The organism is Frigoribacterium sp. ME-P-080 (assembly GCF_030209595.1).
GTDB lineage: Bacteria > Actinomycetota > Actinomycetes > Actinomycetales > Microbacteriaceae > Frigoribacterium.
Genome location: NZ_JARVRR010000003.1, coordinates 353,463 through 368,010 on the forward strand (window position 1 = coordinate 353,463; position 14,548 = coordinate 368,010).

Sequence of the window (14,548 nt, forward strand, 5' to 3'; positions counted from 1 at the left end):
CGATGAGCGGGCTGCGCATCGTCCCCGGACGGCCCACGGCGACCACGCGGGCCGCGAGCACCCGGGGCGCCGGGCGCGCGTCAGGCGGACGGGTAGTCGGCGCAGGCGAAACGAGCCGAGTCCGGGGCCCAGCAGGGCACGTTGATCGTGCCCTGGCCGCCGAAGAGGGCGAGCACGTCGCGTGGCGCCCGGCCCGGCACGGGCAGGCCGTCGGGACCGAGGGGCAGGGTGCGCAGCACGACGTCGCGGTTCTCGGGGTGGCCGAGCGTGCCGGGCTCGAACGACACCCAGAGCAGCGTCGAGCCGTCGGGCGACACGTGCGGGAACCAGTTGACCCGTTCGTCGTCGGTCACCTGCACGACGTCTCCGCCGTCCAGGCGGCTCCGGAAGAGCTGCGCGTGGCCGGCGACCCCCGCGGAGGCGCGTTCCGAGTTGGCCCACAGCCACGCCCCGTCCGGAGAGAACTCGGCCCCGTCGTCGGGGTGCTCGTCGTCGGTCACCGGCGTGGTCGCGCCGTCGGCGAGCGAGACCAGGGCGACGTTCGTGCGCCAGCCGGCCCGCGCCTCCTCGTCGTCCGGGTCGTCGACCGGCGCCGGCAGGGCGCCGACGATCACGCTGAGCGTGGCACCGTCGGGCGAGACGCCGTGCAGGTAGTTCTTGTGGTTGCGGCCCGCGGGGTGGTCGCGCGTCACGCGGCGGGCGGTGCCGCCCGGGGTCACGCCGTCCCACGGCACCTCGTACAGGTGGCCGTCCCGGGCGCTCACGATCACGGCCCCCTGGTCGGGAACGATCACGTGGTCGTTGTTGATCTCGGGCACGTCGCCCATCGGCACCGGCTCGAGCGCCGTCTCGTCGACCCCACGGGCGTCGGCGGGCACCCGCCAGAGCAGGCCGTCGCCGTTGACGACGAGCCATCGACCGTCGGGGCTCCAGTTCGGGGCCTCGACGAGCACGCGGGTGCTCTCGAGGACGACCTCGACGTCGCCGGTCGCGGGGTCGACGACGAGCAGGCGGCTCCGTTGGCCGGGCAGCAGGGTTCGGGGCATGGGATCAGTCTGCCGTCACTGGTTCGCGAAGGCGGCGTCGAAGGAGGCGCTCGGTCGTCTCCAGAGGAGTGAACGGATGTAGGCGAGCGCCTCGGGAGCACCGTGCAACCGGTCCATGCCCGCGTCCTCCCACTCGATCGAGATCGGGCCGTCGTAGCCGATCGCGTCGAGGGCGCGGAAGGCGTCCTCCCACTTCATGTCGCCGTGGCCGGTCGAGACGAAGTCCCAGCCCCGGCGGGGGTCGCCCCAGGGCAGGTGGGAGCCGAGCACGCCCGAGCGCCCGCTGGGCGGCTTGATGCGGGTGTCCTTGCAGTCGACGTGGAAGATCCGGTCGGCGAAGTCGGTGATGAACGACACCGTGTCGACCCCCTGCCAGAGCATGTGCGAGGGGTCCCAGTTGAAGCCGAAGGCGGACCGGTGCTCGATGGCCTCGAGCGCCCGGACGCTCGTCCAGTGGTCGTAGGCGATCTCGCTCGGGTGCACCTCGTGGGCGAACCGGACGCCCTCGGCGTCGAACACGTCGAGGATGGGGTTCCAGCGGTCGGCGAAGTCCTGGTAGCCGGCGTCGATCACGCTCGCCGGGACCGGCGGGAACATCGCCACGTAGGGCCAGATCTTCGAGCCGGTGAAGCCTACGACGGTGTCGACGCCCATCTTGCGGGCCACCCGCGCCGCCCGCTTCATGTCCTCCGCGGCCCGCTGCCGGACGCCCTCGGGCTCGCCGTCGCCCCAGGTGGACGGGCGCACGATCGCCTGGTGCCGGAAGTCGATCGGGTCGTCGCAGACCGCCTGCCCGGTCAGGTGGTTCGAGATCGCCCAGACCCCCAGGCCGTGCCGCTCGAGCACGTCGAGTCGCGACCGCAGGTACGCGTCGTCCTGGTCGGCGCGCTCGAGGTCGAGGTGGTCGCCCGACGCGGCGATCTCGAGGCCGTCGTAGCCCCACCCGGCGGCGAGTGCCGCGACCTCCTCGAAGGGCAGGTCGGCCCACTGGCCGGTGAACAGGGTGACGGGGCGGGAGCTCTCGGCCATGGGTTCCTTCTCGGGGGCGACGGGGGTGCGGGCGGGCGGCGGGGGCGGTGCGGGCGGCGACGGGGTCGGGACGGTCGGGGTCAGGGCAGGTCGACCCACCGGCGCGACGCGGCGGACGCGAGGACCGCCTCGGTCACCCGGACGGCGCGCAGGCCGTCGACGAAGGTGGGCAGCCCCTCGGGGGTCCCGCCCCGGACGGCGTCGTGGGCGTCGCGCACGAACCCCGCGAACGCGTCGACGTAGCCCATCGGGTGCCCGGCGGGGACGGTCGACAGGCGGGCGGCGTCGGGTGCGAGCACGGCCGCGTCGCGGGCGACGAGCTGCGTGCCCGACCGGCGTCCGACCCAGAGCGTCTCGGGCTCCTCCTGCGAGAACTCGAGGCTCTCGGCGGTGCCCGACAGGTCAAGCAGGAGGCGGTTCTTGCGACCCGGCGCGACCTGCGACACGAAGAGGGTGCCGATCGCCCCCCGTGCCGTCTCGAACACGACGGCCGCCTCGTCCTCGGTGTCGACCGACGAGCCGCCGCGGTGCGTGTGCACGGTGGTGGTCGTCGAGGTCAGCCGGGCCAGCCGGTCGCCCAGGACGAACTCGAGCAGGTCGACCAGGTGGCTGCCGATGTCGGCGAAGGCCCGCGAGGGACCACCCGCGGCCGAGTCGACCCGCCAGTCGACGTCGTCGCTGTCGAGCAACCAGTCCTGCAGGTACGAACCCCGGACGCTCAGCACGCGGCCGACCTCGCCCGTGGCGACGCGGGCCCGGGCCTCGCGCACCATCGGGTGGTAGCGGTAGACGAAGGGCACGGCACCGACCAGTCGCCCGGCCCGGGCGGCCTCGACCAGGGCCTCGGCCTCGGCGCTCGAGGTCGCCAGCGGCTTCTCGCAGACCACGTGCTTGCCGGCGGCGAGCGCCGCCAGCGCGACGGGCGCGTGCGTGGCGTTCGGCGAGCAGACGTGCACGACGTCGACGCCGGGATCGGTGACGAGGTCGTCGACGCTCTCGTGGGAGGTGTCGACGCCCAGGGACGCCGCCGCGTGGGCCGCGCTGGCGGCGCTCGAGGAGGCGAGGGCGACCACGCGGGCACCGGCCGACCGCGCGGCGCCGGCGTGCACGCGCGCCATGAAGCCGCCGCCCACGATGCCGACGCGCAAGGGTTCGACGCGACCCGCGCCTCCTCGGCTCGGTGCTGCCCGGCCGGCCGGGCCGGCGGTGGCGCCCACCGGCCCCACCGCCGTGGCCACGGCCGGCTCGGTCACTTCACGGCCCCCGACGACAGTCCGGTGATCAAGTGTTTCTGCACGAGCATGAAGCCTATGAGCACGGGCAGCGAGACGACGACCGAGGCGGCCATGAGCTGGTTCCAGTAGACGTCCTGCTGCGAGGCGTAGGCGCGGAGGCCGATGGAGAGCGTGCGCGTGTCCTTGCTCGTCAGCACCGAGGCGAACAGCACCTCGCCCCAGGCCGTGATGAAGGCGTAGACCGCGACCGCGATGATGCCCGGCTTGGCGACCGGGATGATCACGCGGAACAGGGCGCCGAGGCGACCCGTGCCGTCGATCATCGACGCCTCCTCCAGCTCTTTCGGGATCGACGCGAAGTAGCCCGTCAGCATCCAGATCGAGAACGGCAGCGAGAACGTCATGTAGGTGATGATCAGGCCGAGGTAGCTGCCGGTCAGCTGCACGCCGACCGTGCGCTGGATCTGCACGAAGATCAGGAACAGCGGCAACAGGAACAGGATGCCCGGGAACATCTGCGTCGACAGCACGACCAGGCTGAAGCTGCGCTGGCCCTTGAACCGCAGGCGGGCCAGCGAGTACGCGGCGAGCACGGCCATGGCCACCGACAGCACCGTCGCCGAGATCGTGACGATCAGGCTGTTCTTGAAGTACGACGCCAGCGGCACCGTCTGCCAGATCTGCACGTACGGTTCGAGCGTCACCCGGCTGGGGATCCAGGTGAACAAGCCCTGGACGTCGGCGAGCGGCTTGATCGAGGTGGTCAGCACCACGTAGAGCGGGACGACCACCACGAGCGACAGGAAGGCCAGCCCGAAGAAGCGGAAGACCTTGAACCCACGGGTCTCAATCATCGTGTTGTCCCTTCGGCAGAACCATGCGGATGTAGAACGCCGACGCGATCAGCAGCACGACCAGGAGCATCACGCTCATGGCACCGCCGAGGCCGAAGTTCCAGTTGTTGAACGACTGCTGGTAGATCAACGGCGAGATGAGCGTCGCCTGCTCGGGCGACGCCGGGCCGAAGAGCACGTAGGGCACGTTGAACTGGTTGAAGATCCACAGGCTCATGATCAACAGCAGCACGGCGTTGGCCGGCTTGACCATGGGCAGGGTGATCTGGGTGAACTGCTTCCAGAGGCTGGCGCCGTCGAGGCTCGCGGCCTCGTAGACGTCGCCCGGGATGTTCTGCAACGCGGCGAGCAGCATCAGGAAGGCGAAGGGCCAGAACTGCCACGCCGTCACGATGACGATGGCCCAGAACGAGTTGCCGCCGAGCAGCCAGAAGGGCCGGTCCTGCAGGATGCCGAGGTCGTCCACCAGGAAGCGGTTGATGGCCCCGTCGCGCTGGTTGAACATGAAGGCCCAGGCGATGGTGCCGACGTACGACGGCAGGGCGTAGGGCACGAGGAAGAGCGTGCGGAGGATGCCGCGGCCCTTGAACGAGCTGGTCAGGAGCACCGCGCCGAGCATGCCCATGCTCCAGGCGATGGCCACCACGATGACGGTGAACATCAGCGTGCGCCCCAGGGCCCCGTACAGCTGGCCGGCGATGGGCGAGGACGGGTCGAGCGCGGTGACGAAGTTCTGCAGGCCGACGAAGGGCGCGTTGACCCAGTTGGCGATGCTGAGCTGGTTCAGCGTGATGAACGCGATCCAGATGCCGAGCACCATCGGGACGATGTGGACGAGCAGTTCGGCCAGGGCGGCGGGCGCCACCAGGAAGTAGGCGAGCGGCGATCGGTGCTTCTTGCGCTTGGCCGGCTCGATCGGGGCCTGCTGGTGCGGGTCGGGCGGGAGATCTTTCTCGGCGGTGGCGGGGGGCAGGACGTTGACGGTCATGAGGGTCCTCTCGGGGCCTGGGTGGCGGGGGCGGCCGGTCGATCGGACCGGCCGCCCCCGTCACGGGCGGTGGGACGGGCTACTGACCCGAGCTCATCTGGCTGTTCGCGTCCTCGAGGGCCGACTTGACGTCGGACTCGCTGACGGAACCGCCCTGGGCTGCGGTGGCGAGGAGGTTCTTGATCGCGGTGCCGACCAAGGTCTCCATCTGCCCCTCGGAGGGGTAGAGGGGCATGGGCTGGGCGTGGTCCTCGAGGATCGTCTGCTTCAGCTTGATCGTGTCCGACTGGAACGCCGGGTCGTCGTACGCGCTCGTGACCACGGGCAGCGAGCTGAACGCCTTGTTCAGGTACACCTGCTCGGAGTCGCTCGTCAGGTGCTTGACGAAGTCGATCGCCGCGTCCTTGTTGCCGCTGTTCTCGAAGACGCTCACGTTGATGCCGGCCACGTGGCTCTGGGTGCCCAGCAGACCGGTCGCGTCGGCGGACTCCATCGGCACGGGTGCCGCGGCGTAGTCGGTGAAGTCGCGGGCCGAGAGGTTCGCGTCGGGGGCCTGGTCGAAGAACATCGCGGCCTTGTCGTCCGCGAACGTCGCCGCCATGTCCGAACCGTTCACGCTCTCGGCGTCGGACGGTGAGACCACCTTGTCGACCGCCATCAGGTCGACCCACTCCTTGACGCCCTTGACGACGCCGTCGTTGCCGAAGTCGGGCTCGCCGTCCTCGTCGTACAGCGCGCCTCCGTTCTGCAGGCCCCGGACGAACGCCTGGTGGGCGTTGTTCGAGATGCTCGACCCGGCCATGGTGACGCCCCACTGGTCGATCGTGCCGTCGCCGTCGGTGTCGACCGTCAGCTTCTTGGCGTCCTCGACGAACTCGTCCCAGGTGGCGGGCGGGGTGGTGATGCCCGCGGCCTCGAACATCTTCGTGTTGTAGTACAGCGAGTACGACAGCCCGTAGAGCGGGATCGACGTGGGTGCCTGACCCTCGGCACCGCCGGTGGCGAAGCTGGACTGCACGAAGCGGTCCTGGCCACCGACCTGGTCGAGGGCGTCGCCCTCCCAGGGCACGAAGGCACCGCTGGACTGCAGCGACACCGCCCAGGTGTTGCCGATGTTGAGGACGTCGGGCCCCTCGCCGCTCGAGACGGCGGTGAGGATGCGGTTGTAGAGGTCGGACCACGGGATGACCTCGAGGTCGACCTTGACGCCGGTCTCCTCCGTGTAGCGGTCGATGCTCTCCTGCAGGATCTCGGCGTCCTTCTCGACCGTCGGAGCCTGGTTGCTGGCCCAGTAGGTGATCGTGTCGGCGTCGCCGCTGCCGCCCGAGGCGCTGCAGGCGGTCATCGATCCGACCGAGAGGGCTCCGACCGCGAGGGCGGCGAGCCAACGGAACTTCGTTTGCATGACTTCTCCTGGTTGTCTCTTCTTCGAGATTTCTCTTCATCGAGTGAGGGAAGGGGTGGTGCGGGGGTTCGTGGTGCTGTGGTGACTCCGGTGGTGCGGGTGGTGCGAGTGGTGCGGGTGGTGCGCTCAGGGGGTGGACGGGTCGGGAGGCGCGGTGCCGGCGTCGAGGAGGCGCCGGCACCGCACCGGATCAGCCGAGGGTCGGGACGGAGGGGTCCCAGCTCTCGGGCAGCTCGGGCGTCGGCTCGAGGGTCGAGTCGACGCGGACGCTCTCGTCGCGTTCGGCGGACTCGGCCAGCGAGACCATGACGTCGAGGACGTGGAAGGCGAGTTCGCCGGGCACGCGCTCACGGCGACCCTCGCGGATGGCCTGGGCGAGCTCGGCGACGCCGGTGCCGCGGGTGAAGGTCGAACCCGTGGCCGCGACGACCGCCGGCTCGTCGGTGCCCGTGTGGACCGTCGTGTCGCCCTCGAACTCGTTCGGGTCGGGGAACACGGCCGTGCCCTCGGTCCCGGCGATCTCGACGAAGCCGGCACGGGCCAGTTTCGAGTCGAAGCTGAAGACGGCCTGCGCGCTGGCGCCGCTCTCGAACTGCAGCAGGGCGCTCACGTGCGTCGGCACCTCGACGGGGAAGACCGTTCCGGCCTTCGGCCCCGAGCCGATGACCCGGCTGTCCCGGGCCTTCGACGCCGTGGCCGTGACCTTCGCGACGGGTCCGAAGACCTGCACGAGCGTGGTCAGGTAGTACGGGCCGACGTCGAACATCGGTCCCGCGCCGTAGGCGAAGAGGAACTCGGGGCTGGGGTGCCACGACTCGGGGCCGGGCACCTGGAAGAGCGCGAGGCCGGTCAGGGGCGTGCCGATGTCGCCTCGCTTCACGACCCGCAGTCCGGTCTGCAGACCGGCGCCGAGGAACGTGTCCGGAGCGACGGCCACGCGGACGCCCGCCTCCTTCGCGGCGGCCAGCAGCCGGGCACCGCTCTCGCGGTCGAGGGCGTAGGGCTTCTCACCCCAGACGTGCTTGCCCGCGGCGACGGCCTGCAGCGCCACGTCGACGTGGGCCGCCGGGATCGTCAGGTTGACCACGATCTCGACGTCGTCGAGGGCGAGCAACTCGTCGACCGTGCCGCTGGCAGGCACGCCCCACTTCTCGGCCTGGGCCGCCGCGCGGGCCTGGTCGATGTCGGCGATGAAGAGCACCTCGAGGTCGGGGAACTGCGTGAGGTTGCCGAGGTACTGGTCGCTGATCACGCCGGCGCCGATGACCCCGACGCCCACCGGGCCGGTCTTGCCGTCGGAGGCGACGGCGGGCCGCGAGGCCGTCGTCACGTCGGTCATGCGCGGACCCCCTGCAGGAACTCGAGGCTGTCGGCGAGCGCGGTGAACACGTCACCGGCGTAGTCGTCGAGTTCGACGACGGGGGTGGCCTGACGGGCCGCCTGCAGGATGTCGCGGACGGGCATCGACCCGCGCCCGACGGCGACCTGCTCGACGTCGTTCTTGTTCTTCGGGCCGTCCTTCACGTGGAGGAACTGCACCTTGTCGCCGAGACGAGCGAGCAGCTCGGCGGCGTCGACGCCGCCGACCTCGACCCAATAGGTGTCGATCTCGAGCACGACGTTCGCGGGCAGGGCCGCGGCGAACACCTCGAGGGCGGGGGTGCCGTCGATCAGGTTCTCCAGCTCGAAGGCGTGGTTGTGGTAGCCGATGGTGAGGTCGTGGGCGGCGGCCGCGTCGGCGATCTCGCCCAGCTCCTTCGCGATCGCCTCGACGTCCTCACGGGTGACCCAGCGGGTCTCGTCGATGTGCGGGTCGATGATCGTGCCGACGCCGAGACGGGTGGCGGCGGCGAAGATCGGCTCGAGGTCCTTGCCGATCAGGCCGACGTGCGCGCTGGGCGCGGTGAGTCCGGCGGCGGGCAGGGCCTCGGCGTACTCGTCGACGCGGTCGACGAAGGCGTACGGCTCGACCTGGGTGTAGCCGAGGTCGGCGATGCGCTTCAGGGTGCCGGGCAGGTCGGCGGCGATGGCGTCTCTGACCGTGTAGAGCTGGACCGAGATCGGGCTTGCGGTGGTCACCAGGGGTGTCTCCTCTTCCGAGTGGATTTGCGACGGCGACGGGCACCGTCGGGGACTCTCAGCGGTCGAGCCGTCGACCGGTCACCCCCGGAAGAGTGGCGGTCGGCGTCGACCGAGACTCACCATAGGACCGCTTCTGTCGACCCGCAAGCAAAAGTCGACCTTTTCTCGGCGGGGTTCTCTCGGGCGTCGCCGAGGGCTGTGGTTTACTGCTGCCATGTCCGACACGACGAGGTCGTCTGCCCTCGGCAGCACCGGAGCCAGCGAGATCTTCCAGCTGCTCCGCGACGGCGTGCCGCGCACCCGGGCCGAACTCGCGGCGATGACGGGCCTCGCCCGGTCGACGATCGGCCTGCGCCTGGACGTCCTGGCCGAACTCGGTCTGGTCGGCCCCTCCGCCGACGCCGTCTCGACGGGTGGCCGCCCTCCCTCGCGCGTGGCGCTCATCCCCTCGGCGCGCGTCGTCCTGGCCGCGGACTTCGGAGCGGGCCACGTCAACCTCGCCCTGACCGACCTGATGGGCGTCGAGCTGACCAGCGACCGTCGCCTGATCGACATCGCCGACGGTCCCGAGACGACCCTCGCCGGCATGGTGACCGGGGCGGACGCCCTGCTCGACCGGCTCGGTCGCACCCGGGACGACCTCATCGGGGTCGGGATCGGCCTGCCGGGCCCCGTGCAGTTCAGCACGGGTCGACCGGTGAACCCGCCGATCATGCCCGGCTGGGACGGCGTCGACGTGCCGGGCTGGGTGAGGCGCCACCTCGACGTGCCCGTCCTCGTCGACAACGACGTCAACATCATGGCCCTCGGCGAGCGCAGCCACGCCTGGCCGGGCACCGACCACTTCCTGTTCGTCAAGGTCGCCACCGGCATCGGCTCGGGCATCATCTCGGGCGGTCGCCTGCAGCGCGGCGCCCAGGGCATCGCGGGCGACATCGGCCACGTGCAGATCCCCCGCGGCGCCGGCGTCGTCTGCCACTGCGGCAACGTCGGGTGCCTCGAGGCCGTCGCCTCCGGCCCGGCCCTCGCCCGCTCGCTGCGGGCCCTCGGCCACGACTGCGAGGGTGGCCGCCAGGTGGTCGAGCTCGTCCGGGCCGGCAACGTCGACGCGGTGCAGGCCGTCCGCCAGGCGGGTCGCGACCTCGGCGAGGTGCTGACCGCCTGCGTCAACATGATCAACCCCTCGGTCATCGCGATCGGCGGCTCCATGGCGCAGGCCGGCGAGCACCTGCTGGCCGGCGTGCGCGAGGTCGTCTACCAGCGGTCGATGCCGCTCGCGACCGAGCACCTGAGCATCGTGCCGTCCCGGGCGGGCGACCGGGCGGGACTCATGGGCGCGAGCATGCTCGCGATCCACCACGCCCTCTCCCCCGCGGCGATCGACGAGCTCGCCGCCGCCGTCTGACCGCGGGCTCCCGGTGCTCGCCGCTCCGCCGCGACACGAGGAGGCGCGGGTGTCGTCCTCGCGCCCCCGGCGAGGGAGAATGGTCACCATGACCGTCGTCCAACCCATGCTCGCCCTGTGGGACGACGACGAGCCGACGACCCCCGCCGCGCCTCCTGCGCACCTGACGCGCGTGCTGGCCGACTCGTCGGACCGCATCGCATGGCTGCGGGCTCGCAGCCAGGGCATCACGGCCACCGACGTCGCCCGGCTCTCGAGCCCGCGCGCCGTGCAGGCCGTCGTGCTCGACAAGTTGTACGGCAACGGTTTCGGCGGCAACGCCTACACCGACCACGGGCGGGCGCGTGAGCCCGAGATCGCCCGGTGGGTGCTGCAGCGGCACGGCATCGAGTCCAGCCAGAAGCTCTTCCACGCCGCGGGTCAGCGCCGACACCTGGCCACCCCGGACGGCGTGACCGTCCGCACCGACGGCACCGTCGAGCTGTGCGAGATCAAGACGACGAAGAAGGCCTGGTCGTCGATCCCCCGCTCGTACCTGCGTCAGGTGGCCTGGCAGCAGTACGTTCTCGGCGCCGAGCGCACCCTCGTGGTGTGGGAGCAGCACACCGACTTCGTTCCCCTGCACGGCGATCCGCAGTGCCGCTGGGTCGAGCGGGACGAGGACGAGATCCACCGTCTCGTGGCCCTCGCCGACCAGGTGCTCGACACCCTTGCACGACAGGCGCCGGTCGACCCGTTCGCGCCGGGCGGTCGGGCGTCGGCGCCGCCACCGCCCGACGACTACGAGGCCTACGAACCCCCGCCCTACGATCCGTTGCGCTGAGGCACGCGCCGATCCGGGTCGACGAGGCGCAGGCGCGACGCCGCCACGACGAGGGCCCCGATCAAGGCGACCGCGACGGCGATGCCCACGCACCAGAGCGCCACGACGCCCCCGCCGAGGGTCGCCACGTCGAGGAAGGGGTACGGCACGAAGTCGGCGCCCCGGGCCAGGACGACGACCACCCAGATCAACGGGAAGGCCAGGAACTGCCACAACCGCCGCCAGGGCTGGCGGTCGCGGTCGGCGAAGAGCACCCAGTCGAGCACGACGTAGAGCGGGATCACCCGGTGGAACACGTCGCTCGCCCACCCCACGGTGTACGGGTCGTTCGAGGGCAAGCCCGCCAGCAGCAGGTTGAAGACCAGCCCGGTCAACGCGATGTACGTGGTCGCCGCCGCCCGCACCGCGACCGTCCACCGGGGCGGCGTCGTCCGGCGCAGCACCGTGAACGCCCCGATCGCCAGGGCCAGCAGCACGATGAGGTTGCTCTGGATGGTGAAGTACCCGAAGAAGTCCACGAACCGGTACCCCGGGTCGCGCAGGCTGTTCTCCCACTGGGCCACGACGGCGACGAGGACCGCGACCGCAGCCGCGACGCGCAGGACGGCGACCGATGCTCTCATGTCCACACCGTACCCATCATCGTTTCCCTCTCGGTGACACCCGCGAAACACGGGTGACTCATCCGTCCCGTTGACTGACCTGACCACCGCGCCGGAGCCACGGCGCACACGAGCCGACAGGGGCCGCCGATGGACACGACGATGCAGACGACGATGCGGGCGATGGTGATCGAGCGGACCGGCGGGCCCGAACAGCTCGTCGCCGCCGACGTGCCCTACCCGCGACGGGTCAACGCCGAGGTGCTCGTGCGCGTCGTCGCCGCCGGCGTCAACCGCTTCGACCTGGAGACCCGAGCCGGTCGCGGCGACAGCGACGCCATCCCGGCGTTCCCGGCCGTGCTGGGCCACGACTTCAGCGGCGTCGTCGTCGAGACGCCCTACGCGGCGCATCCGCTGAGTCCGGGCGACGCCGTCTACGGCATGGCCCCGTGCCCGCGCTCCGGTGGCAGCTACGCCGAGTACATCAGCGTCCCGTCGCTGTCGGTGGCCCGGAAGCCCACCACCCTGTCGCACCTCGAAGCCGCCGCGGTGCCCCTCGCGGCGCTCACGGCCTGGGGGATGGTCGTCGACGTCGCCAAGGCCCACGAGGGCCAGCGCCTCCTCATCAACGCCGGCGCGGGCGGGGTGGGGCACTTCGCGGTGCAGTTCGCCTCGTACTTCGGCGCCCACGTCGTCGCGACCGGCTCGCAGGCCAACTCGGCCTGGCTGCGGGAGCTCGGTGCCGCCGAGGTCGTCGACTACGGCGCGGCCGACGTCGACCGCAGCGTCCGTCAGGTCGACGTCGTGCTCAACCTGGTCGACGACGACGTCGAGGCCGACCGGTCGCTGAGGTTGCTCCGACCCGGAGGGCTCGCCGTCCACGCACCGCTCGCCTCGGGGGCCGCCTTCGCCGAGAAGGCCGCGCAGGCAGGCGTCCGGTCGACCGGGTTCGCCGTCTCCCCCGACGGCGCCACGCTGGCGGTCATCTCGCGACTGCTCGACTCGGGAGACGTCCGGGTCTACGTCGACGAGGTCTACGACCTGGTCGACGCCCGTGACGCCCATGCCCGCCTCGAGCGGTCGCACACCCGCGGCAAGCTCGTGCTGCGCGTCACCGACGACACCGAGGCCGCCTGACCCGGCCTCCCGACCCGGCCTCCGGACCGGCCGCCGTGGCCCGAAGCGACCCCGCCTAGATCCGACGCTCGAAGACGAAGTCCTGCTGCAGGTCGTCGCCGAGGGCGAAGGTCTTCGTCCCGACCTGCACGAGTCCGTGCTTGGCGTAGAAACGCAGCGCCCGTTCGTTCTGCTGGTTGACCCCGAGCCACACCGAGGAGGCGCCGGTCGCGCGGGCTGCCTCGAGGGTCGCGGCCATCAGGGTCGAGGCCGCCCCCGTGCCGTGCCCCTGCGGCATGACGTAGAACTTGCTCAGTTCGACGGTCGGCCGGGCCGAGACGGCTGCGGCGACGTCCGCGTCCTCGGGATCTCCCGCGATCATCATGCTGTAGCCGAGGGCCCCCCGGGCCGTGGGGTCGACGGCCAGCAGGACGGTCCGGGTGTCGTCGGCGAGGTAGCGCGAGAAGGCCTCCTCGGACAGCACCGTGGTGACCACCCGGGCGATGTCCGCGAGGTCCGACCCGGGCGGGCAGGCGAGCGGGAAGGTCACCGCGGCGACCTCGGCGAGCAGGGGGGCGTCGGTCGGGAGGGCGGGGCGCACGGTGACGGTCATCTGCCCATGGTGCCCCACCCACGCCTCCCCGCCCGACCACGGACGGGCGCCGACGACGAAGGCCGCCCCACTCGAGAGTGGGACGGCCTTCGGGCGACGCAGTGCCTGGGAGGTCGGAGGACCTAGAAGACGTTGATGTCGAGGGGGATGCCGGGACCGAAGGTCGTCGACAGCGTGCCCTTGGTGATGTAGCGGCCCTTGGACGAGGACGGCTTGAGGCGGACGACCTCTTCGAGGGCGGCGTCGAGGTTGGTGTTCAGCTGCTCTTCCGAGAAGCCGGCCTTGCCGATGACGAAGTGCACGTTGCTGTGCTTGTCGACACGGAACTCGATCTTTCCGCCCTTGATGTCGTTGACGGCCTGCGCGACGTTGGGGGTCACGGTGCCGGTCTTCGGGTTGGGCATGAGGCCGCGGGGGCCGAGCACCTTTCCGAGACGACCGACCTTGCCCATGAGCTCGGGGGTCGAGACGGCCGAGTCGAACGACGTGTAGCCGCCCGCGACCTTCTCGATGAGCTCGTCGCCACCGACCTCGTCGGCACCCGCGGCGATGGCCGCCTCGGCGGCGGCACCCGTCGCGAACACGATGACGCGGGCGGTCTTGCCCGTGCCGTGCGGCAGGATGACGGTGCCGCGCACCATCTGGTCGGCCTTGCGGGGGTCGACGCCGAGCTTGAGCGCGACCTCGACGGTCGAGTCGAACTTCTTCGAGCCGGTCTCGCGAGCGACGGCCACGGCCTCGCTGGTGCTGTAGAACTTGCCTGCCTCGATCTTCTCGGCAGCGGCGCGGTACGCCTTGGACTTCTGAGCCATGTTGGACCTCTTCGTACTGGGGACGTGGTTGCGAGCCTGGCCGGCTCTCCCACTGATGTCAGGGTCGTGCAGGCGGGTCGCCTGCACGGAGGGGTGCTGCTTAGGCGTCGACCGTGATGCCCATGGAACGGGCGGTGCCGGCGATGATCTTCGCCGCGGCGTCGATGTCGTTGGCGTTCAGGTCGGCCTGCTTGGTCGTCGCGATCTCGCGCACCTGGTCCATGGTCAGCTTGCCGACCTTGGTGGTGTGCGGGGTTCCCGAACCCTTGGCGACGCCGGCGGCCTTCTTGATGAGCTCGGCGGCGGGCGGGGTCTTGAGGATGAACGTGAACGAGCGGTCTTCGTAGACCGTGATCTCGACGGGGACGACGTTGCCGCGCTGCGACTCGGTCGCCGCGTTGTACGCCTTGCAGAACTCCATGATGTTCACGCCGTGCTGACCCAGGGCCGGGCCGATGGGCGGGGCGGGGTTCGCGGCGCCGGCGTTGATCTGAAGCTTGATCAGACCCGTGACCTTCTTTTTCGGTGCCATTGTTCT

General features: G+C 71.0%; 15 protein-coding genes. 3 read left to right on the plus strand and 12 right to left on the minus strand.

Annotation, left to right across the window (positions count from 1 at the left end; translation table 11 throughout):
- Positions 1-80 precede the first annotated feature (80 nt).
- The 8 genes from QRN23_RS06780 to QRN23_RS06815 form a co-directional block, all read right to left on the minus strand.
- A complete protein-coding gene (locus tag QRN23_RS06780; protein ID WP_192124600.1) occupies positions 81-1,046 on the minus strand; it encodes a TolB family protein in 966 nt (321 codons plus the stop codon).
- 15 nt (positions 1,047-1,061) lie between these two features.
- Entirely contained in the window at positions 1,062-2,075 is a 1,014-nt protein-coding gene (locus tag QRN23_RS06785) for a sugar phosphate isomerase/epimerase family protein (RefSeq protein WP_285062995.1), read from the minus strand.
- An 80-nt stretch (positions 2,076-2,155) separates the two neighbouring features.
- Positions 2,156-3,328, minus strand: a complete 1,173-nt coding sequence (locus QRN23_RS06790; protein WP_347342498.1) for a Gfo/Idh/MocA family protein — start codon at positions 3,326-3,328, stop codon at positions 2,156-2,158.
- Entirely contained in the window at positions 3,325-4,164 is an 840-nt protein-coding gene (locus QRN23_RS06795; RefSeq protein WP_043592933.1) for a carbohydrate ABC transporter permease, read from the minus strand. The genes QRN23_RS06790 and QRN23_RS06795 overlap by 4 nt, the downstream gene beginning before the upstream one ends.
- Positions 4,157-5,152 carry a carbohydrate ABC transporter permease gene (locus QRN23_RS06800; protein WP_082460311.1) on the minus strand — a complete coding sequence of 332 codons (996 nt, stop codon included), beginning with the start codon at positions 5,150-5,152 and terminating at the stop codon, positions 4,157-4,159. Before QRN23_RS06800 ends, QRN23_RS06795 begins: the two co-directional genes overlap by 8 nt.
- A 79-nt stretch (positions 5,153-5,231) precedes the next feature.
- On the minus strand, positions 5,232-6,557 hold the full coding sequence (locus QRN23_RS06805; protein WP_123570513.1) for an ABC transporter substrate-binding protein: 1,326 nt from the start codon (positions 6,555-6,557) through the stop codon (positions 5,232-5,234).
- Between the two features lie 190 nt (positions 6,558-6,747).
- Positions 6,748-7,896: a Gfo/Idh/MocA family protein gene (locus QRN23_RS06810; protein WP_056046529.1), complete on the minus strand. Its 1,149-nt coding sequence runs from the start codon at positions 7,894-7,896 to the stop codon at positions 6,748-6,750.
- The gene (locus tag QRN23_RS06815) at positions 7,893-8,636 is read right to left on the minus strand and encodes a sugar phosphate isomerase/epimerase family protein (RefSeq protein WP_285062997.1); all 744 of its coding nucleotides are present in this window, start codon (positions 8,634-8,636) and stop codon (positions 7,893-7,895) included. The genes QRN23_RS06810 and QRN23_RS06815 overlap by 4 nt, the downstream gene beginning before the upstream one ends.
- Positions 8,637-8,853: 217 nt before the next feature.
- Between QRN23_RS06815 and QRN23_RS06820 the strand changes: the two genes are divergently transcribed.
- A complete protein-coding gene (locus QRN23_RS06820; protein ID WP_159826110.1) occupies positions 8,854-10,044 on the plus strand; it encodes an ROK family transcriptional regulator in 1,191 nt (396 codons plus the stop codon).
- Positions 10,045-10,132: 88 nt separating this feature from the next.
- Positions 10,133-10,867 carry a YqaJ viral recombinase family protein gene (locus QRN23_RS06825; protein ID WP_285062999.1) on the plus strand — a complete coding sequence of 245 codons (735 nt, stop codon included), beginning with the start codon at positions 10,133-10,135 and terminating at the stop codon, positions 10,865-10,867.
- Here the strand turns inward: QRN23_RS06825 and QRN23_RS06830 are convergent.
- A complete protein-coding gene (locus QRN23_RS06830; protein ID WP_285063001.1) occupies positions 10,849-11,490 on the minus strand; it encodes a Pr6Pr family membrane protein in 642 nt (213 codons plus the stop codon). The two genes, QRN23_RS06825 and QRN23_RS06830, sit on opposite strands and share 19 nt — an antisense overlap.
- Positions 11,491-11,619: 129 nt before the next feature.
- On the opposite strand from QRN23_RS06830, the gene QRN23_RS06835 reads away from it, so the two are divergent.
- Positions 11,620-12,606: an NADP-dependent oxidoreductase gene (locus QRN23_RS06835; RefSeq protein ID WP_369794389.1), complete on the plus strand. Its 987-nt coding sequence runs from the start codon at positions 11,620-11,622 to the stop codon at positions 12,604-12,606.
- 55 nt (positions 12,607-12,661) lie between these two features.
- On the opposite strand, the gene QRN23_RS06840 is transcribed toward QRN23_RS06835, so the two are convergent.
- From QRN23_RS06840 to rplK, 3 genes are all read right to left on the minus strand, one after another.
- Positions 12,662-13,198, minus strand: coding sequence for a GNAT family N-acetyltransferase (locus QRN23_RS06840; RefSeq protein WP_285063003.1), 537 nt, complete (start codon positions 13,196-13,198; stop codon positions 12,662-12,664).
- 122 nt (positions 13,199-13,320) lie between these two features.
- Positions 13,321-14,010 carry a 50S ribosomal protein L1 gene (rplA, locus tag QRN23_RS06845; RefSeq protein WP_043592944.1) on the minus strand — a complete coding sequence of 230 codons (690 nt, stop codon included), beginning with the start codon at positions 14,008-14,010 and terminating at the stop codon, positions 13,321-13,323.
- A gap of 100 nt (positions 14,011-14,110) precedes the next feature.
- Positions 14,111-14,542, minus strand: a complete 432-nt coding sequence (gene rplK, locus QRN23_RS06850) for a 50S ribosomal protein L11 (protein ID WP_043592945.1) — start codon at positions 14,540-14,542, stop codon at positions 14,111-14,113.
- Positions 14,543-14,548 lie beyond the last annotated feature (6 nt).